The organism is Cryobacterium psychrophilum (assembly GCF_004365915.1).
In the GTDB taxonomy this organism is placed as follows: Bacteria; Actinomycetota; Actinomycetes; order Actinomycetales; family Microbacteriaceae; genus Cryobacterium; species Cryobacterium psychrophilum.
In genome coordinates this window covers 439532-459515 of record NZ_SODI01000001.1, presented here as the reverse complement: position 1 = coordinate 459515, position 19984 = coordinate 439532, and the positions used below count along the sequence as shown (strand labels likewise).

18 protein-coding genes and 1 pseudogene are annotated in these 19984 nt (G+C 65.5%); 14 read left to right on the top strand and 5 right to left on the bottom strand.

Going from position 1 to position 19984, the window contains the following annotated elements; genetic code table 11:
- Positions 1-296: 296 nt before the first annotated feature.
- The 5 genes and pseudogenes from EDD25_RS18295 to EDD25_RS02150 all read left to right on the top strand — a co-directional run.
- Positions 297-917 (top strand): annotated as a pseudogene (locus tag EDD25_RS18295) (ABC transporter substrate-binding protein); the annotation flags it as partial.
- A gap of 151 nt (positions 918-1068) precedes the next feature.
- On the top strand, positions 1069-1629 hold the full coding sequence (locus EDD25_RS17360; protein ID WP_241986247.1) for an ABC transporter permease: 561 nt from the start codon (positions 1069-1071) through the stop codon (positions 1627-1629).
- Positions 1626-2336, top strand: a complete 711-nt coding sequence (locus tag EDD25_RS17355; RefSeq protein WP_166671142.1) for an ABC transporter permease subunit — start codon at positions 1626-1628, stop codon at positions 2334-2336. Before EDD25_RS17360 ends, EDD25_RS17355 begins: the two co-directional genes overlap by 4 nt.
- An 87-nt stretch (positions 2337-2423) precedes the next feature.
- On the top strand, positions 2424-3146 hold the full coding sequence (locus tag EDD25_RS18220) for an ATP-binding cassette domain-containing protein (protein WP_134171835.1): 723 nt from the start codon (positions 2424-2426) through the stop codon (positions 3144-3146).
- Positions 3143-3625 (top strand): alkaline phosphatase family protein, encoded by a 483-nt coding sequence (locus EDD25_RS02150; RefSeq protein WP_166671170.1) that lies wholly within the window; start codon positions 3143-3145, stop codon positions 3623-3625. The genes EDD25_RS18220 and EDD25_RS02150 overlap by 4 nt, the downstream gene beginning before the upstream one ends.
- Positions 3626-3711: 86 nt before the next feature.
- Here EDD25_RS02150 and EDD25_RS02145 read toward each other — a convergent pair whose 3' ends face one another.
- Positions 3712-4848 (bottom strand): diaminopropionate ammonia-lyase, encoded by a 1137-nt coding sequence (locus EDD25_RS02145; protein ID WP_134171833.1) that lies wholly within the window; start codon positions 4846-4848, stop codon positions 3712-3714.
- 138 nt (positions 4849-4986) lie between these two features.
- The gene (locus EDD25_RS02140) at positions 4987-5226 is read right to left on the bottom strand and encodes a hypothetical protein (RefSeq protein ID WP_134171832.1); all 240 of its coding nucleotides are present in this window, start codon (positions 5224-5226) and stop codon (positions 4987-4989) included.
- 256 nt (positions 5227-5482) lie between these two features.
- On the opposite strand from EDD25_RS02140, the gene EDD25_RS02135 reads away from it, so the two are divergent.
- The 6 genes from EDD25_RS02135 (at position 5483) to EDD25_RS02110 (ending at position 11971) form a co-directional block, all read left to right on the top strand.
- Positions 5483-6835 carry a phosphoribosyltransferase family protein gene (locus tag EDD25_RS02135; protein WP_134171831.1) on the top strand — a complete coding sequence of 451 codons (1353 nt, stop codon included), beginning with the start codon at positions 5483-5485 and terminating at the stop codon, positions 6833-6835.
- On the top strand, positions 6832-7278 hold the full coding sequence (locus EDD25_RS02130; protein WP_241986245.1) for an erythromycin esterase family protein: 447 nt from the start codon (positions 6832-6834) through the stop codon (positions 7276-7278). Before EDD25_RS02135 ends, EDD25_RS02130 begins: the two co-directional genes overlap by 4 nt.
- 350 nt (positions 7279-7628) lie before the next feature.
- A complete protein-coding gene (locus tag EDD25_RS02125) occupies positions 7629-8960 on the top strand; it encodes an FAD-binding oxidoreductase (protein WP_241986244.1) in 1332 nt (443 codons plus the stop codon).
- Positions 8957-10291 carry a class I SAM-dependent methyltransferase gene (locus EDD25_RS02120; protein WP_134171829.1) on the top strand — a complete coding sequence of 445 codons (1335 nt, stop codon included), beginning with the start codon at positions 8957-8959 and terminating at the stop codon, positions 10289-10291. The genes EDD25_RS02125 and EDD25_RS02120 overlap by 4 nt, the downstream gene beginning before the upstream one ends.
- Positions 10292-10689: 398 nt before the next feature.
- Entirely contained in the window at positions 10690-11526 is an 837-nt protein-coding gene (locus EDD25_RS02115; protein ID WP_134171828.1) for an acetoin reductase, read from the top strand.
- A gap of 181 nt (positions 11527-11707) precedes the next feature.
- Positions 11708-11971 carry a YrhK family protein gene (locus EDD25_RS02110; protein ID WP_134171827.1) on the top strand — a complete coding sequence of 88 codons (264 nt, stop codon included), beginning with the start codon at positions 11708-11710 and terminating at the stop codon, positions 11969-11971.
- 43 nt (positions 11972-12014) lie between these two features.
- Here the strand turns inward: EDD25_RS02110 and EDD25_RS02105 are convergent, their stop codons facing one another.
- The 3 genes from EDD25_RS02105 to EDD25_RS02095 are packed head-to-tail and all read right to left on the bottom strand — an operon-like array spanning position 12015 to position 15968.
- Positions 12015-13190: an acyl-CoA dehydrogenase family protein gene (locus EDD25_RS02105; RefSeq protein ID WP_134171826.1), complete on the bottom strand. Its 1176-nt coding sequence runs from the start codon at positions 13188-13190 to the stop codon at positions 12015-12017.
- 13 nt (positions 13191-13203) lie between these two features.
- On the bottom strand, positions 13204-14463 hold the full coding sequence (locus EDD25_RS02100; RefSeq protein ID WP_134171825.1) for a beta-ketoacyl-[acyl-carrier-protein] synthase family protein: 1260 nt from the start codon (positions 14461-14463) through the stop codon (positions 13204-13206).
- Positions 14460-15968 (bottom strand): class I adenylate-forming enzyme family protein, encoded by a 1509-nt coding sequence (locus EDD25_RS02095; protein ID WP_134171824.1) that lies wholly within the window; start codon positions 15966-15968, stop codon positions 14460-14462. Before EDD25_RS02095 ends, EDD25_RS02100 begins: the two co-directional genes overlap by 4 nt.
- A gap of 431 nt (positions 15969-16399) precedes the next feature.
- Here EDD25_RS02095 and lhgO point away from each other — a divergent pair, with 431 nt between their 5' ends.
- The 3 genes from lhgO to EDD25_RS02080 all read left to right on the top strand — a co-directional run bounded on the left by lhgO (position 16400) and on the right by EDD25_RS02080 (position 19905).
- A complete protein-coding gene (gene lhgO / locus EDD25_RS02090; RefSeq protein WP_134171823.1) occupies positions 16400-17593 on the top strand; it encodes an L-2-hydroxyglutarate oxidase in 1194 nt (397 codons plus the stop codon).
- A 243-nt stretch (positions 17594-17836) separates the two neighbouring features.
- Entirely contained in the window at positions 17837-19186 is a 1350-nt protein-coding gene (locus tag EDD25_RS02085) for a pentapeptide repeat-containing protein (protein WP_134171822.1), read from the top strand.
- 272 nt (positions 19187-19458) lie between these two features.
- Positions 19459-19905, top strand: a complete 447-nt coding sequence (locus EDD25_RS02080; RefSeq protein WP_134171821.1) for a hypothetical protein — start codon at positions 19459-19461, stop codon at positions 19903-19905.
- Positions 19906-19984: the final 79 nt, after the last annotated feature.

Here is a 19984-nt window from a genome sequence, read left to right as displayed (position 1 = left end):
CATCTCGCTGCTCAACGATGGGAACATCCCACCCACGGCATTTTCTGGAGCGCGACCATGTCTGCCCTTTTCTTTCGTTCGTCTCGGCTGTCTCCGTCTACCCGGCGCCGCGTCGGCATCCGCTCGGCGGCCGTGGCCATCGGCCTACCCGGAGATCTGGGCGAACTACGGCGAGTCCATCGACGGTTTTGAAGCCAAGTACGACGTGAAGGTCGAGGTGGCGAGCCCGAATGCGTCCAGCGGTGAGAAGCTCTCCGCCGTGAAAAACCTCAAGGGCCAGTCCACCCAGCCCCGACGTGCTCGACATCGGCTACTCGTTCACCCAGCCGGCGATCGACCAGAACCTGCTCGGCGTCTATGTGCCCACGCTCATCGACGAGGTGCCCGACAGCCTCAAGGACCGCGACGGTAACTGGGTTGGCGCGTACTACGGCGTGCTCAGTATCGGCGTGAATGCCGACGAGGTCGACGTGCCGACCTCGTTCGCCGACCTCAAGGATGAGCAGCACAAGGGCAAGATCACCGTCGGCGACCCGCGCGATGGCGCGGCGTGGTTCGCCACGGTCTTCGCGGCGGCGCTGGCGAACGGCGGAATCCTCGACAACATCCAGCCCGGAATCGACTACTTCACCGACCTCGCGGCCAACGGATACCTTGTCAACTCCGTCTCGAACGCCGCCGCGCTCTCGACCGGTGAGGCCGCCGTCACCTTCGACTGGAACTACAACTACAGCGGTCTGGAAGCCGAGATGACGCGGTCGGCCGTGGACCTGCAGGTTGTGGTGCCCAGCGAGGGCGTCTTCGGCAACTATTACGCCCAGCCGATCACCATCGACAGCCCGCATCCGAACGCCGCCCGCCTGTGGGTGGAGTGGCTGCTCAGCGACGAGGGCGCCATCAGCTACGCCAAGAGTGGTGCCGTACCCGCCCGCTACGCCGCGATGGATGCCGCCGGCACGCTTCCCCAGGAAGCCCGCGACGCCCTGCCCTCCACCGAAACCCTCGCCCAGATCGCCTTCCCCACGCCCGATCAGACCGCCGCAGCGCCCGCGCGGGCTGCGTTCGATCATGCTGTCGTATTCCGTCGTCGCCTCACAGCTCGGCGGCATCCCGCTGGCCTTCGCCTTCAGCGCCGCCATCGGCTCGCAGGGTCTCATCACGATGGCCGTCTTCGACGCGACCGGGTGGGACCTCACCGAGTCCTTCGCGGTGTCGTCGTTCGGGGGACTCGTCGTTGTCTACCTCTACTTTCAAGTACCGCTGATGGCGATACTCGTGCTGCCCGCCATCATGGGCATTCGTCGAGAGCGGGGCGAATCCGCGCTGAGTCTCGGGACCGGCCGCTGGCGCTACCTGACCGACAATCTCCTGCCGATTCTGTCGCCCGCCATCGGAGGGGCCGTGTTGCTGCTCTTCGCGAACTCGTTCAGCGCCTACGCGACCGCGTATGCCCTGAGCGGCGGCGGGGCCAACCTGGTGCCGATCCTGATCGGCTTCTTCATCTCGGGCAACGTGCTCACCGACCAGAGCTTTGGGGCCGCCCTGGCCACCGGAATGATACTCGTGATCACGCTCGCCATGGTGCTGCGCCACCTGCTGGCGCGACGCACGACGCGGTGGCTGCAATGACCGGCGCCGGCACGGACTCCCGCAGCATTGTCCAGGCAATCGTGCTCGTCACGGCCGGGCTGCTGTTTGCCGTGCCGCTCGTGGCATCCGCTTCGTTTGGCTTCACGTTGCCCCAGCAGGGTTTCTCGCTCGAGCCGATCCGGGAGGCCGTGGCGGATTCGGGGTTTGCCCTGCAAGTGGTGCAGAGCCTGACGCTTGCCGTGCTGACCACCGTGGCGTCGTTCGTGCTGCTCATTCCCACGCTCGTCTGGCTGCACCTGCATGCGCGACGGTGGTTGCCGCTCGCGGAGGCGCTGTCGGTGATTCCGTTTGTGGTTCCCGCGGTCGCCCTGGTCAACGGCGCCAACCTGGCGTTTCGGGTGACCGTGCCCCGATTTCTGACAAGCGTGGACAGCCTGGTGCCGTTTTATGTGATGCTCACGCTGCCGTTCGTCACCGCGGCGCTGCTCTCGTTCACGATGGTGCTCGGTGAATACGTGCTCGCCACCCTGCTGCTGCACTCGACGTTCCCGGTGTTCCTGGTGTTCCTGGTGCAGATCGGGCAGGACCATCCTCGAGCGGCGGCCGGCCTCTCGCTTATCACCATCGTGGGCACCTTGCTGTTGCTGTCGGCGCTCACCGGCCCCGGATTGTCCCGTCGGCGCCGTACCTCCCGCCCGCCGGCTGTTGCCGCGGCCAGTTCCCCCAACGTAAGGAGTGCCTCATGACCGGCATCAGTGCAGAGGTCACCCTCCGCGCTGGACGCGCAGATGCGGGTGCAGCTTCGGGAAGAGATCCGGCGCATCCAGTAGGAAATGGGCACGACGACCGTGCTGGTCACACCTGACCAGGAAGAGGCGCTGAGCATGGCCGACCGCGTGGCCGTGATGCGTGCCGGCCGGGTCGAGCAGGTGGGCACGCCGAATGAGGTGTACCGTCGGCCCGCGACAGCCTTTGTGTCCTCGTTCATCGGGGTGGTCAATCGCATTCCCGGCCGGGTCACGCGCTCCGGCCAAGTGGCGGTGCTGGCCCAGCAGTACGCGCTGGGCACGGTGGGGCACAGTGCCGGTGACCTTGTGGACCTTCTCGTGCGGCCCGAGCACATCAGCATCCGCCCAGCGCACGACGGGCCGTCGAACGCCACCGGTGTTATCACCGCGCTCACGCTGCGCGGCGCCATCTCGAGCCTGACCGTGCTGTTTGCGCAACTGTCGAACCCGATTCGGGTTGATGTGCCATCGCGTGACGCCCAGCTGTTCGGGCGCGGGCGCCTGGCTCCGATGACCATGGGGGTGCCCACGATTTCCGGGCCGGGCCGGGCCGGGCCGGGCTGGTCGTCGATCCTCACCGGGGCGACCCACGCTGAGCACCATGTGTTCGACAACTCCTTCCACGTTCACACGCTTGGTCGCAATGCCGACCTGCTCAGTCGTGCCTACTTCGCTGACCAGCCGGTGACCAGTTACGTGGCGAGCGGATGGCCCCCACTGGCCCCCACTGGCCCCCACTGGCCGACACGGCCGGACCCGGCCCCGTGATCAGTCCCCGCCTCGACCAGCAAAACGCCGGTGTGCACAAGGTCATCGTGCGCGATGGCGAAATGTATGGATATCGGCGGGCAGACACCGAGGTGACCGACATGTCACGGATATACCTGGACCAGTTCGGGCCGGCTGCGAGTTTCGTTTACCTGGGCGAGGTGGATGAGGCGGGGCACGTTTATGGTGGTGTTTCGGCGGAGTATCTGGTCGCGGTGAGCCGGATCGACGCGCATCTCGGCACCCTGCTGCACGCGATCAGCACGCGTGCCGCCCGCGAAGACGAGGACTGGCTGGTCGGCATCACGACCGATCACGGCCACCTCGACGAGGGCGGGCACGGCGTCCGGGAAGACGTGGTGCGCGGCTCATTCTTCGCGGCCGCGCGCTCGGGGCGCGGCGACCAGGCCTGGCCGGACGAGGGCCTCTCCCTGCCCGCGTCGATGCGCCCGGAGAAGATCACGCCGTACCTCGCCTAGCGAACCCCTGGCCGGGTGTCCATTAAACCCGGGGCCTGACACTACCGGCAGTGCGTTTTCGCTGGTTTCCCTGGGGAGGGATCCTGTCATCGGAGTGGGTTTGCCGCCAGGCCTTCGGTACTGACCAGGACGATCACGGAGTTTCCATCCAGGCCCAACTGCTGTCGGCGTTCCGGACGAGCCACGGCGGTTCGAACGCCGGCCAGGGAGGCCGCACCGCACGGCCCCACGTCCAGGCCCAGATGCTGGAGATCCAGGACTGCCTGGCGGCACTCGGACTCGGAGACGCTGACGGCGGCATCGAGCCCGGCCCTGAGCGCGGGCCAGGCCAGTTCAGAGGGTGTGCCGCAATTGAGTCCTGACATGATGGACGGGTAGGTCGTGGCCACCACGACGGGTTTGCCCGTCAATAAGGACTGGGCAATGCAGGCGGCGGTGTCCGGTTCGGAACTCAGAAGTGCCGGGGCCGCATTTCCGGCGGTCCGGTAGTGCTCCACCAGTGCCTGGGCCAGGGAACCTACCCCGACAGGGCAGACGACCAGATCCGGACCGGCCACGTGCAGCTCCTGAAGTGCGTCGTCAATTTCGCCAAACAACGTGCCGTACCCGTCAACGATCCATTGGGGGACCTGCATGTATCCCTCCCACGCTGTGTCTTGAATCAGTACATCCAACGCTTCGCCCTCGGTGGATTCCGCCGCCAGGGTGACGACATCGTCGTAGATGCCATCGGTTTCAACCACGTCTGCACCTTCGCTCCTGATGCCGTCGATCGCAGATGAGCTCAGACCCGCCGGGATGTAGATCCGCGAGACCAGGCCCAACAGCGCTGCCATCCTGGCTACTGCTCGGCCGTGATTGCCATCAGTGGCCGTGACGAGCACCGGCGCTTCGGCAACGCCCACGTTGGTGCGGATGAATCCCTTGAGCCGGGGGACAGTCATCCCCTCGGGGTCCAGATCGTAACGCTGGCACAGTGCCCTGCAAACGGCCCACGACGCCCCAAGGATTTTGAAGGCGGGCAGGCCCAGTCGGTTGGACTCGTCCTTGAGCAGCACCTGACCGACTCCCAGCTCTGCGGCGAGGGACGGCAGGCCAACCAGGGGAGTCGGCGTGTAGCCGTCAAGGCTGCGATGAAATGGCACGGCAGATTCGGGTGCTGAAGTTCGCCAGGAGCGGGCGGTCGGATTCGAATACCAGAAGGTGGTCTGTGTCGGAATCATCTACCCATCGTCCCGTCAAGAGAAGCACAGTAAAAGTGATGATTTGTGGTCTATTCATTCCATTTATGCTTCAACGAAACAAGGGGGCACGTCACCTCACCCGTGGAGAAGAGCCACGAGAGCGTCTTCGCGGGCGGTTCAGCGACTCCGCTTGCGCACCCACCACAGTATGGTGAAGATTTCGATGGTCCCGATGATCCGGGGCAACCACGGTCGGTCAGCGAAGTACCGTATCGTGGCGCGCCAGCGCGCGGAACCGGACAGCCAGCTTTCCATCTGCAGGCTCGGCAGCAGCAGCCACATGACACCGTCGCCGAGGAACAAGACGGCGAGCAAATCGGCGATGCGGTGCCGGGACCCGGTGCTCCTGGTATTCATGCCGCGAGGCTACCCCGCACAGCTGTTGCCGTCTAGGTTGTGCCGCGCGATGCGGCCGGACCGGTCACGATCAATGACGTCGCTACCGAATGGTCCGAATTTCTCGGCGATGTGTCACGGGTGCGCGGGGTTGCGCGGACTGTCAGAGGCTTGACGTGACCGCCGTTCTAGCGCCGAAATCCGGCGGGAGCAACCGAAGCCCTAGCGTCGAAGCAGAAGGGGGGCGACTATGGCGGGGTTGAGGAGGTGCGGAACGATGGTCGTATTCGCTGATCGTATTGATGCCGGCCGCCAACTGGCGGAGCAGCTGGAGTTCCTGCGCGGGCAGGATGTGGTGGTCCTGGGGCTTCCCAGAGGCGGTGTTCCCGTGGCCGCGGAGGTGGCGGCAGCACTGGGGGCGCCCCTGGACGTGATTCTGGTCCGCAAGCTCGGGGTCCCGATCCAGCCCGAACTGGCGATGGGGGCCATCGGCGAGGGCGGGGTGCGGGTACTCAACGACGAGGTGCTCTCGATGGCGCGAGTCACGGAGGAGGAGTTCCGTGCCGTAGAGGAACGAGAGCGGGCACAGCTCGACGCCCGAATGGCCCTGTTCCGGAAGGGCCATGAGCGCATCGACCTGACCGGTCGGATTGCCGTCATCGTGGACGACGGTATCGCGACGGGCTCGACCGCACGCGTGGCGTGCGAGGTGGCCCGCCGGCTCGGAGCCGCAAAGGTGATATTGGGCGTGACGGTCGCCCCCGCCGAAACCATCCGCAACCTGCCGGGCGCCGACGAGGTCGTCTGCGTGCATTTACCTCGGCAGCTGATCGCGGTCGGCAACCATTACGTCGACTTCTCCCCGACCAGCGACGAGGAGGTAATCCGGCTGCTCGCCGCCGCGGGGCGGCCGTCCGCAGGCGCCGCAGGAACGACGGATCCGGCAGAGTCGTCAGGAGCTGAAACCGACGCGGAGATCGAGATCCCCGTCGGCGAGGTCTACCTCGGCGCGCATCTGCGAATTCCCCCGGCTGCCACCGGCCTGGTGCTGTTCGCCCACGGGAGCGGTAGCAGCCGCCACAGTCCCCGCAACAGGTTCGTCGCCGAAGTGTTGCACGAGGCGGGCCTGGCGACGCTGCTGCTTGACCTGCTCACCCCGGAGGAGGAACCGAGCCGCGCCAATGTGTTCGACATCAAGCTGCTCGCAGACCGGCTCGCCGGGGCAACCGAGTGGGTGGGAAACCAGCCCGAAACCGCATCACTCGCCGTCGGCTACTTTGGAGCGAGCACCGGAGCCGGGGCGGCACTCTGGGCGGCCGCGCACTCCAGCGCGCGGATCGGCGCGGTGGTGTCGCGTGGCGGCCGCCCGGACCTGGCCGGTCCCTGGCTGGCCCAGGTGCAGGCCCCGACGCTGCTGATCGTCGGTGGTGCCGACCAGGAGGTGCTTGACCTCAACCGTCGGGCCCAGGTCGAGCTGCGCTGCCCCAACCACCTCGCGGTCGTACCGGGTGCCACGCACCTCTTCGAAGAGCCGGGCACCCTGGCGGAGGCAGCAGCCCTGGCCCGGGATTGGTTCACCGACCATCTCTCGCCGCGCGCCGACGGGCGACCCGCCCGGGACAAGCAATGAACGCGGCGCCGGGTCACGACGCCACCCCGGCGAAGATCGCGGCGGAAATCCGGTCCCTGGCGCGTCCCCTGGGCACCGCGGGCGACCTCGACGCATACACCCTGCTCGCCCGGTTCGAACGATGGCCCACCTGGATGTGGGCGAACCACGAGGTAGCCGAGTTCCTCGGCTGGCTGCGCGAGCGCAACCTGGCCAGGCCCGCGGGGGAACGCGTGGGCTTCTACGGACTTGACGTGTACTCTCTCTGGGACTCGCTGCGCGAGATTATCGGCTGGCTCGAAGTCAACGCCCCGGATGCCGTGCCGGATGCGCTGCGGGCGTGGCGGTGCTTCGTGCCCTACGGGGAAGATCCCCCGCGGTACGCCTGGAGCACCCGGCTGGTGCCGGAGACCTGTGAGGCCGACGGTGTCGCCCTGCTGATCGAGGTGCGCCGCCGCGCCTAGGCGCGGGCCGTCGACGATGAGGAAGCCCTCGATGCTGCCCAGAGCGCGGAGGTCACCGCGGAGGCCGAAGACTACTACCGCATTATGGAGCGCGGTGACGAACGTCCGTGACCAGCACATGTGCGCCACGATCGACCGGCCGGCCGGCGGAGCATGAGTATGAGAGGGAGCCCACTGGATTCTAGGCAATCGGGCTTCCGGGTTTCCCGGCTTTCCGACAGGCCGCGCTCGGGCTCTTCACGCAGAGTATTTTCACGTCACAGTCAGCCGGTGCGGTCGCAGTGACCCAGGACTAGTGTGGTGGCGTGTCCCCTCTCGCGCTAGACGCACAGACCGCTCACGCCGTCGGCGTGGAGCGCCTCCTGGAGAGCTATCGGGCGGTCCCGTCGTCGGCCTCCGTTCGGCTCGCCAAGCCCACCTCGAACCTGTTCCGGTCACGCGCCAAGCCGAACGCCAGGGGCCTCGATACGTCGGGATTGACGGGCGTCATCGCCGTCGACCCGGAAGCGCGCACGGCCGACGTGGGCGGCATGTGCACCTATGAGAATCTCGTCGCCGCGACGCTGCCTCACGGGTTGGCGCCGCTGGTGGTGCCGCAGCTGAAGACGATCACGCTGGGCGGCGCGGTCACCGGCCTCGGCATCGAGTCGACATCCTTCCGCAATGGCATGCCACACGAGTCGGTGCTGGAGATGGATATCCTCACCGGCGCGGGCGAGGTGGTCACCGTCTCGCCCATCGAGCACGAAGACCTCTACCGCGCCTTCCCCAACTCCTACGGCACGCTCGGCTACGCGGTGCGCCTGCGCATCCAACTGGAGCCCGTCGAACCGTTCGTCGCACTCCGCCATCTGCGGTTCCACTCGCTCACCGATCTGGTCGCCGCGATGGACCGCATCATCGCGACCGGTGGCGTGGACGGTATTCACGTGGACTACCTCGACGGCGTGGTGTTCAGCACCGACGAGAGCTACCTCTGTCTGGGCACGCAGACCGCGGCATCCGGCCCGGTGAGCGACTACACCGGCCAGCAGATCTATTACCGCTCCATCGCGCACGATAACGGTACCAAGGATGACCGGCTCACGATTCACGACTACCTGTGGCGTTGGGACACGGACTGGTTCTGGTGCTCGGAGGCGTTCGGCGCGCAGCGTCCGCGCATCCGCCGACTGTGGCCGCGAACGCTTCGGCGCAGCAGCTTCTACTCGAAGCTGATGCGCTACGAACAACGATTCCACATCGGCAATCGCATCGAGCGCCTCAACAGCCGTCCACCACGCGAGCGCGTCGTGCAGGACATCGAGGTGCCGATCGAACGGTGTGCAGAGTTCCTGGACTGGTTCCTTGCCAGCGTGCCAATCGAGCCGATCTGGCTGTGCCCGCTGCGGTTGCAGGGCGACGGCTGGCCGCTCTACCCGATCCGGCCGCAGCAGACCTATGTCAACGTCGGCTTCTGGTCGACGGTGCCGGTGGGGGCAAGCGAAGGGGAGACGAACCGTCTGATCGAGCGCAAGGTCAGCGAACTCCACGGGCACAAGTCGCTGTATTCCGACTCCTACTATTCCCCGGAGGAGTTCGGCGAACTGTATGGCGGAGAAACCTATCGGACCGTGAAGAAGCGGTACGACCCCGATTCACGTCTCCTCGATCTCTACGCCAAGGCGGTGCAACGACAATGACCACGTTCAAGGAACACGGGCCGGGCAAGCTAGAACGCGCAAAGAGGCCGGACACGGAGGGGAAGCTCACCCTCGCCGAGATCCTGGAGATCATGGCCGGCGGGCGGCTCCCGCTGAGATTCACCGCCTACGACGGGAGTTCCGCTGGCCCGGTCGATGCACCGCTCGGTCTGGAGTTGAAGACGCCGCGGGGCACGACGTATCTGGCCACCGGCCGCGGCGATCTGGGCCTTGCCCGTGCCTACATTGCCGGTGACCTTGAGGTACACGGGGTGCACCCGGGTGACCCCTACGAACTCCTCAGGGCGCTCGCCGGCGAGCTGGTCTTCAAGCTGCCGCCGCGAGTGACGGCCAACATCATCCGCTCCGTCGGAGCCCAGCACCTGCTCCCGATCGCACCGCCGCCGCAGGAGTGGCAGCCCCGCTGGCGCCGCGCTGTCGGGGGACTCCGGCACAGCAAGACCCGAGACGCCGAAGTGATCCACCACCACTACGACGTATCGAATACCTTCTACGAGTGGGTGCTCGGGCCGTCGATGACCTACACCTGCGCGTGCTATCCGCGCCCCGACGCATCGCTGGATGAGGCGCAGGAGAACAAATATCGGCTGGTGTTCGAGAAGCTGCGCCTGAAGCCGGGCGACCGGCTGCTCGACGTCGGGTGCGGCTGGGGCGGCATGGTGCGCTATGCCGCCCGCCGCGGCGTCGATGCCACGGGCGTGACGCTGTCGCAAGAGCAGGCCGCGTGGGCGCAGCGGGCAATCAATGAGGAGGGCCTGACCGATCTGGCCCAGGTTCGCTACGGCGACTACCGCGATATCCAGGAGACCGGCTTCGACGCCGTGTCGTCGATCGGGCTGCTTGAGCACATCGGCGTGCGCAACTATCCCTCGTACTTCGACTTCCTGCAATCCCGGCTGCGCCCCGCCGGGCTGCTGCTCAACCACTGCATCACCCGGCCGGACAACCGATCCGAACCGTCCACCCGCGGGTTCATCGACCGCTATGTCTTCCCCGACGGGGAACTCACCGGCTCGGGCCGCATCATCAGCGCGGCACAGGATGTCGGGTTGGAGGTGCTGCACGAGGAGAACCTGCGCCATCATTACGCGATGACACTGCGCGACTGGTGCGCCAACCTCGTCGAGCACTGGGATGAGGCGGTCGCCGAAGTGGGGCTGAACACTGCGAAGGTCTGGGGCCTGTACATGGCCGGGTCACGGCTCGCGTTCGAGACCGGTGGCATCCAGCTGCACCAGGTGCTGGCGGTCAAGCCTGGTGACGGTGGCGGCGTCGGCGACCTGCCGCTGCGGCCGTGGTGGACGCCCTAGTTCGGGGGGAGCTCCGCCGTGAGCTGGCGTGGTCTCTGCGCTGGGGACGCACCGCGAGACGAGGGCACGACGCCGTCGACGGGGACGCAGCTGACGGTGTCGTGGTCGCAGGCCCGGATCTCCGAGATATCGCCAGGGTCGAAGCTGATCGTTATGGCGTGCCCGACGAACTTGGACGTCAGCTCGCGGACGTGAGGGAGGCCGGTGCAACCCACCTGTAACCCCCTGAGGCATGTACTTGTGATGCGAGTCAAAATCCGGGCGGCTGCTACGGAACCGGGAATTGGCTCGTCGTCCCAGCTGTCTGTCATCGGGTTCGAGTCCGTCGGATTGAGCAAGCCTCCCGCCGATGCTCCCGACGATCAGTCCCTCACCAACGAATTCAGGGAGATCCACTCATGAACGCTGAACGTATCGACGGTCCCGGCGACATCCGCATCGATGACATCCCCGAACCCACGTCCCGACCTGTCACCGCCCTCGTGACCGGCGCAGGTCAGGGCATCGGCCGAGCCATCGCCCTCAGGCTGGCCAAAGACGGTGCAAATATCGCGCTTGTCGACATCAACAATGAAAAGATTGCGATAGTCGCCAAAGAGATCGAGCAGATTGGCAGGAGGGCCGCCACGATCGTTGCCGACGTCAGCGACCGTGATCAGATCTATGCCGCCATCGACACGGCCGAAGCCGAGCTCGGTGGATTCGACATCATCGTCAACAATGCTGGCATTGCCCAGGTGGCCCCAATATCCGAAGTCGACCCCGACTCCGTCAGGCAGATTCTCTCCGTCAACGTCGAGGGAGTGCTTTGGGGTATCCAGGCAGCCGCAAAGAAGTTCATCGAACGCGGAGTGAAAGGCAAGATCATCAATGCCTCTTCCATCGCCGGACATGAAGGTTTCGCAATGCTGGGCGTCTACAGTGCCACGAAGTTCGCGGTCCGCGCGCTCACCCAGTCGGCCGCCAAGGAGTACGCAACGCACGGCATCACCGTGAATGCCTATTGCCCCGGCGTCGTTGGCACAGACATGTGGGTGACCATCGACGAACGATTTGCCGAACTGACCGGTGCCGAGAAGGGCGCAACGTTCGACCAGTTCGTCAAGGGTATTGCCCTCGGACGCGCACAGACTCCTGAGGACGTCGCGAACTTCGTCTCGTTCCTCGCCGGGCCGGACTCCGACTACATGACGGGACAGGCCGTACTCATCGATGGTGGGATCGTTTATCGGTAGGAATGACCGGCAACGCAAACACCACGGCTCATGGCCGGTCGGGGCAATGCCCGGCAGGTGGCCTGCGCTAGGGTCCTGGTCGCCCACCAGCTCGGCCTCAGGGTGCTCCAGAGGAAGCGTACGCTCGCAGTGAGGGCAGCAGCGGGAGGCTGGGTCCCGCAAACGCTGATCGGAGCCCCGGATGAGTCTTGTCATGATCCGCACCCTCGTCCAGGACTACGAGCACATCCACACCGCCGTCGGTATCATCGGGAACCTGCTGTTCGTCGTGGGTTCGGTGCTGTTCTACAAGGCCTTCGAGCAGTACTACACGCTTGCCGTGTCGCTGTTCGTCGTCGGCTCGGCCTTCATGTTGATCGGCTCGCTCGGGAACGGGCTGCGGCGGCTCTGGCAGCGCCGCGAGGAGAAGTCGTCCCACAGCACAGGTCGCGGCCGAGGACGATGAGAGCGCTTTCGGGGTTCCCGGGCAGCAGGCGTTGCCTTTCCGGTCAGTTGTCGTCGAGTAACGCGGCCGCGTACATCGGCCGGGCGGCGTCGGCGCTCGGCGGGTGGAAAAGGCCGGCCGTGGCATCCCGGAACAGGCGGCTGAGCTCGTTATTGTTGTTGAACCCGGCACCGCCCGCGCACATCAGCGCGGTCTCGGCCGCGTGCCGCGCAACGGTCGCCGCGTTGATGCGTGCGCTGACCAACCGCAATGGCCATCCGGCCCCGTGGTCGACGAGGTCGTCGAAGTCGCGGCTGTAGGTGTCCAGTTGCGCCGGCACGGCCATGTATTCCATGAGCGCGTCGGCCAGGCGTGCCCGGAACTCCGGCACCTCGGCGTACGTCGTGCCGCTCTTGGCCGACTGGCGGCTCTTCAGCCCCTGCGCGCCCAGATCGAGGGCGCGCCGCGCAACCCCGGCGTAGACCGACCCGATCAGCAGCTGGAAGTGGCTCGTGATCGCGAACGTCAGCAGGTCGGGGTGCCGTCCCGTCGGGATCTTGCGGGCGACTTTCTCGGGCCGTATCCGCACGTTCTTCAGGATCGTCGCCCGGCTCTGCGACGCGCGCATGCCGAGCACATCCCACTGGTCAGACACCGAGATGCCGTCGGCCGAGCGCTCGACGAATCCGTACACGAGCGTCGGATTCTCGGCATCCGTGCTGTCCAGCCCGTGGGTGATCATGCGTGTCCACACCGGCGACAGCGATGTGAAGATCTTGACCCCGGTCAGCAGGTAGCCGCCGTCCTCCTGCGGTTGGGCGACGGTGTTCGAGTCCTGCAGCACCCAGTCATTCGCAGGCTCGCTCACCCCGAACGCGAAGATCTCGCCGGTCATCGCCTCATCGAACACGTACGACAGCGAACGGTCGCCGCGCTCGAACATTGCACGCACGACCCCGGTGCACATGAGGTGCATGTTCACCGCGAGGGCCGTCGCCGGAGCGGCCGTGGCCAGACGTTGCTGCAGCCGGGACACCTCGCCCAGGGAAAGTCCCGCGCCGCCGAAGGTCTTCGGCACGAACATGGTGAGATACCCCTGCGCGATGAGTTCGGTGAGATCCTCGTCGAAGAAGCGGTTCTCCCGGTCGTACACGTCGGCGCGCTCACGGAATCGTTCCAGCAGGTCCTCGGGCAGATACTTCTCGGCCAACTCTGCGTGTCGGGTTTCCCGGTCTGGCATGTGTGCTCCTTCGTTATTCATTCCCACGTGTGATCACTATCGCGCCGTTGTGCCCGCCGAACCCGAATGAGTTCGACAGCACCGTACTGATACTTTGGCTGCGCGCTTGGCCGGCCACGAAGTCCCAGCCCTCGAAATCGGGGTCGTCGAGGTTGCGCGTGGGCGGCAGCATCCCGTCGCGCAGCGACTGCACGGCGATGATCGCCTCCACGACCCCCGACGCTCCGAGCAGGTGGCCCATGCTGGACTTGGTCGCACTGATCGGGATGCGGTGGGCACGGTTGCCGAGCGCGGCTTCGAGCGCGTTCAGTTCGGCGGCGTCGCCGGCCGGAGTGCCGGTGCCGTGGGCATTGATGTGGTCGACGGCGTCCGGCGTCAGGCCCGCGTCGGCGAGGCAGTCGCGCACGGCCTGCGCCGCTCCACGGCCCTGCGGATGCGGGGCGGTGGAGTGGTACGCGTCGCTGGCTGCTCCGAACCCGGCCAGCTCCGCCAGCGTGACGGCGCCACGGGCGCGGGCGCTCTCCTCGGACTCGAGCAGGATGGCGGCGGCCCCCGCCGACATCACGAAGCCGGAGCGCGCCCGGTCGAAGGGCCGGGAGGCGGCGGCGGGGTCGTGCTCATACCCGTGTGCCAGCGCACGCATGTTCGCGTTCGATGAGAGATTCACGGGGTTCAGGCAGTCCTCGACACCGACCACGAGGACCGCGTCGGTGTAGCCGTGGCGGATGCGGCGCATCGCTTCGCCGAGACCGATCGCTCCGCTGGCACACGTCGCCGAGATGCCCTGCGCGGGACCGAACGCCTGGTAGCGCTGGCTGAGCACGGAGGCGGCCGCGTCGGGCGCGCCGTAGATCGCGAGCGTGAGCGGCACCGCCCGCGGACCCCGCTGGTCGAGGTCGCGGGTGGCCCGTTGCATGGCATCGACCGGCCCCGCGCCCGTGGCGGCGATCACCGCGAACCGGTGCGGATCCCACGGCAAATCTGTCGTGCCGGGCGTCCAGCCAGCCTGCGCCATTGCTTGGTCGGCGGCCGCAACCGCCCAGTGCTGGCTGCGGCTGAGTCGGCGGGCGAGGCTCGGCTCCAGGACGGTGGATGCCTCGAACCCGCGCACCTGCCCGCCGATGCGCACGGCCAGGTTCGCGAACTCGGGATCATCGAGCGTCGTGATGGCGCTGCGGCCGTGCACAACGGCATCCCACATTGTTGTTACGTCCAGGCCGCTCGGGGTGATCGCCCCGAGCCCCGTGATCACCGCGCGGCGCCGATCGGTCACAGCCGCACCGCCTCTCCCCGCGCGACAAGTTCGGCGGTCGCCGTGCGGCGGATTTTGCCGCCGACGGTACGCGGCATCCGCGCGAGGCGGTACCACCGGCGCGGCACGAATTGCGGGGCCAGCTTCTCCCGTGCGCGGGCCAGCAGTTCGCTCTTGCCCGGCGCCTCACCCTCGATGATGAGAGCGATGACGGTGCCGAGCCGCTCGTGGGGGAGTGCTACGGCGCAGACCGCGCCGAGGTGCGGCATCCCCTCGAAGGCGCGCTCCACATCCGGCAACGTCACCTTGTGCCCGCCCGTGACGGCGACGTCCCCGGCCCGGCCCGCCAGCACCAGCGCGCCGTCGACCAGTCGGCCGTGGTCGTGCACGGTCGCCCAGCCGTCTGGGCCCTTCAGCGTCGCATCCGTCGTTCCGGGGAGGTACCCGTCGGAGCATGCGGCGGCGCGGATCCACAACGTGCCCGGCTCGCCGTCGCTTACCTCGGCGCCATGGTCATCTCGGATGCTCGCTTCGATGCTCTCGTAGATGCTGATGCGGGTGCCATCGCCGCCGCGGCTGTCGCCGATGAACCCGATCTCAGCGGCCCCGTAATAGCTGATCAGTCGCACGTGCGGTAGCGCCTCGGCGAGACCCGTGCGGAGGATTGCGGGCAGGTTGGCGCCGCCGGTGACGACCAGTTCGAGCGTCGTGAAGCGGTCCGGGCCGCGGCGGGCGGCATCCACCAGCGCCTGAACGACGGCGGGTACGGCCACGACGCGGGAGATCTTCTCGTCGTGGACGCGGTGGCCGAGCTCCACCGGATCGAACGCGTCCGCCAGGTGGGCGCTGCCGCCGGAGGCGAGGCTTTCGATGAGCGCGTAGAGGGTGAGACTGTACGACACCGGTCCGGGCGCGAGCGTGGCGGCGCCAGGCCCAGGCTCCAGGTGCGCGCTGGAGACCGCGAAGTTCTCGCGGTACTGGCGCCGCGTCTTCAGGAACGCCTTGGGGTTGCTCGTGGTGCCCGACGAGAACAGCAGCAGGAACGGTTCCTCGTCGACCCGCACCGTCGGGCCGGCTGCCGGCGCGGCATATGTCTCTTTGTGCATGAAATCGGTGAGAGTGATGATTGTGCCCGTCCACCCGCGCGCGGTGAGGGCCTCGGCGAGGTCTGCTGAGTCACTGATCACCACACCGATTCCCGTGGTGAGGATGACCCTGATCCGGTGCTCGAGCGGCCACTGCGGGTCGATGGTCGCCGACACGCCGCTGAACCCCGCAAGCCCCGCGATGATGCGCGATGTGTGGAACGCTGATGCGATGCTCACGGCTGTGATCGGGATGCCGCGAGTTTCCGGAGCCGGCGTGGGCGGCGAGGGCTGCGCCCGGTGCAGGGCATCCACGACGGCGAACATGCGCCGAGAATTTTCGACGAGCTGCGAGTACGTCAGCTGGCCGTCTTCCCCGACGATCGCAGGCTGGTCGGGATGGTGTTCGGCCCGCTCCAGCACGGTCCGCGTGATCGGCACCCGCGGCCTCCTTTTGGATCGACGCGATCCGTTTAGTTCATGTTTTCTGGACGGAACCCATTTTAGTGCGTCACACCCGCGGTGTCAGAGCCCACTGAGAATAGGGCGATTTCTGCCGACACTCGCGAAGCAATCGGTGTGCGCCGTGCCCTATAGTGAGCGCAATTCATCAATGCGTTCCGCGCCGGTTTGCGTAGCGCCCACTGCCGGGCGGTTCAGGCCACGGGCAACGCAGGGAGCAAGGGAAATCTGAGACCGCCCACAGCATTTACCTGGAGCTACCTTCATTCACGTGGGCAACAGCAGATACGCCCGGAACTCCGAATCGTGCCGACCTAACAAAGGAGAAATCGACAATGATCTTCCTGTCTGAAGAAAATGTCCCCGCGTTGTCACAACGGACGATGCGTTCTGTAGGGCGGCGGTAGGCGATGACAGAGCATGTTGGCGTTGTCGGCGGAGGGATTGTGGGAATCGCAATTGCCCGTTCTCTTGCACAACGTGGCATTCGAGTCACCGTTGTGGAGAAGGAGCATCGGGTAGCCATGCACCAAACCGGGCACAATTCTGGAGTGGTGCACGCCGGCCTTTACTACGCACCAGGTTCTCTGAAAGCCATTCTCTGCTCAACCGGGCGCGAGATGACGAAGGAATTCTGTCAGGGCAAGGGACTGCCATTTCGCGAGGTGGGGAAAATGGTGGTCGCGATCACCGACGAAGAGATTCCTCGGCTCGATGCGATCCAGGCTCGTTCGGTGGCGAACGGCGTGCCGGGACTGCGGCGGTTGAACCGATCTGAGATGAGTGACATCGAACCGCATGTTGGCGGTGTCGCAGCTGTGCACTCTCCCCATACGGCTGTCGTGGACTATGCATCGATAACCGAAGCGATGGCGGAAGACGTCAGAATGGCCGGTGGAACCATTTTGCTTGGGCACGAAGTCCTTGAGATCAAACAACAGCTGGGGCGGATCGAAGTAATCACGACGGCCGCAGAATTATCGTTTGATCGATTAATCGTGTGCGCTGGGCTCCAATCCGACGTGGTCGCTCGTATGGTTGGTGCGTCACCGAGCCCACGGATTCTGCCGTTCAGAGGAGAGTACTGGGGTCTTTCGAACGATAAGCAGCATCTCGTAAACGGAATGATTTACCCAGTTCCGGATCCTCGATTTCCGTTTCTCGGAGTTCACTTCACTCGCGGAGTGTACGACGACGTACACGTTGGACCGAATGCTGTTCCCGCGCTGGCACGTGAAGGCTACAACTGGAGCAAGATCTCTCTTCGCGATACGTGGGAATCCATGGCGTGGCCCGGTGCGCGTGCCTTGGCTCAGCAACATTGGCGGATGGGAGCAAAGGAAATTGCGGCTTCGCTCTTCAAGCCGCTGTATTTCCGTGAAGCTGCTCGGTTCGTACCCGAACTGCAAATGAAGGATCTCACCTCCAAAACCGCAGCTGGTGTTCGCGCGCAAGCATGGGGCAAGGATGGAGTTCTTCTCGATGATTTCGCCGTTGATCAGATTGGACCGGTGACTCTTCTCAGGAACGCGCCATCCCCGGCAGCCACGTCGGCGCTGGCGATAGCGGAATTTGTACTTACAAACCACGTGTTCAACGACTGATCACGCCACACGACGGCCCCTCGACACCTGAACGCGCGGGTCAACAGCGTTTTCCTGAATTGCCAGTCGAACCACCCCATCAAGTGATGGAGTCAGGGAGCGCATCGCGCACGTGAATGCACGAACGGCACTGGCCATCGAAACATGCCAGACACTAAAAAGGAGCGACTCCCTGACCTCGCCGCGATCTTAGCCACAAAATAGGGCTGTGAGAAGAGCAAGCCTGGGGGCATAATCGGTGCCATGAGACTCGTGGAGCGTCACCAGGGGCACGCGCGGGGCGCGGCGCCGTTTCGCGTCACCCTCGTGTTGTTTTTTGCTCTCGCGCTGTCAGGCTGCGCGGCGTCCGGATCCGGAAGTTCGGTCGAGATCGGTGCGGTCCCCTCGCAGAGTTTGAGCGAACTGGAGTTGATCAAGCTCAAGGCAGAGATTCAGGGCATCCAGGAGACGACCGACCGTAACGCCGGATGGCAGAACGATCTGCTGGCCTGGGCTCCCTTTGTGACGGTGCTGGTCGCCGCCGGTGGACTCTTCCTTACGTTGCGCACGCAGCGCAGCGACCGGCGCACGGAGCAGCGTCGGCGGCACGACGAGGAATTGGCCCGAGCGGTGAGTAATCTCGGATCGGGAACACGAGAGATGCGGGTCAATGCTGCCGCGGCACTCCGTGCGTTCCTGGGGCCTGACAGCCCCGATCTGCACGTCGACCTACTCCAAGTGATCATCGCGAACCTGAAGATCGAGTCCGACCCGGTCATCGCGGGTGTGCTCGTGAACGACCTCGAAGCAGCCCTGAGAGCAATAGTCGATCGCAAAGTGAAGCTCGTGAAACTGGACCTGTCGCGGGCTCTATTGCTGACCCGACTGAGCGTCCGCAAGCTTGAGCTTCGGGGGGTTCCCGTCGATATTGCCTTCGCCGGACTCAAACAGTCAGATTTCGACGGGTTTATTGCTCCACGGGGAGTTCGCGGGTACGGGGCCAACCTCACACGAGCCAGCTTTATCAAAGCGAACCTTCACGAAGCACGGTTCAACGGAGTAAATGCCGTCGGAGCCGACTTTCGCAAGGCGCGTCTCGTGGCAGCAACATTCAAGGGAGCGAACCTGCAGGAGGCGCATTTCGCTGGCGCCAAACTGCAATCGGCGCACTTTGAGCGCTCCACCCTCCTGCGAGCAGACTTCGCGGGATCTGACGTTGCCGATGCCTGGTTCTGCGATTCGAAGCGTGGGCAGGCCGCAATGATGGACGATGGGGCGCTCCGTTCCCTTTCCAAGGCAAAGAACCTGGACAAGGCTCATCTAACGCGCCACCAGAAGATTGGAGCTTCTGCACACAGGGGGGATGCTCCGGCGATGCCGATGTACGCGGCACTGCTGGTCAGACATAACCAGCTCGCGTTGGCGAAGTACTGGTACGACTTTGCGATCAGCGCCAACGTCCCGGTTGAGAGCACCGCGCTCAGAAAACTCAGCGCCAGGCTCGCAGAGGCCGGCGACTCATCGGCTGCGCATTGGTCTGAATTGGCCGACAAGTACGCGCGGGGGAGCCGCACCACGAGCGCTGAGCCGATCGGCGAAGCTAAAGACGAATAGCACACCGGGCATGGCCGCAGCGTCGACGCCGCAGTGGCGTGGGCGGCACAAATCAGTGGAAAGAACGCCGAGTTGATCGAGGCGACCCGCGACCGGGCAGACCTCGTGGTCTCGGGAACCACCCGGGAAATCATCCCCTCGATCGGCGCGGCGTCACGAAAAAGGCCGGCGGTACCTACACGGCTGATTCTCCAGAGATGCCGGGGTGACAGCCGACGTCCCCCCCAAGGGCGGACTATCTTGTGAGCGGTTTTACTGCCACAGTTCGTAGTATGAAAAAGAAGACTTCCCTCTGGATCGGTAGCTCAACTGCGGCACTTGTGCTGATTGTCGGAGGAACCATTGGCGCCGCGCAGGCGAGCACCCTGCCCGAGATGGACGCCACGGTAACGGCCGTTAGCGCGAACCCAACCGACACCCCGGCCCCCGTTGACCCGACCGAGGCCCCTGCTCCGACCGAGACTCCCGCTCCGGTCGCTGACGACGCTGACGACGTCAGCCCGACGGATGTCCCGATTGTCGTCCCGGCAGACACGGACGACAGCGAGGACCGCTCTGACGATGCTGCCGAGACGGAAGCGAACAGCCATGGCAAGGCGATCTCTGCCGCCGCCCACGCCCGCAATTCTGTCCGGCACGAAGCGCATGAGGCCGAGAAGGCCGCCAAGCACTCCAAGGCCGCCAAGGATGCCAAGCACTCCAAGGACGCTGAGCACTAGACACCACCGCCGTTCGCCTGAAGACTCAGGCGTCGGACGCCGCGCCCACCAGGGAAGAATCGTTATCACCGCGATTCTT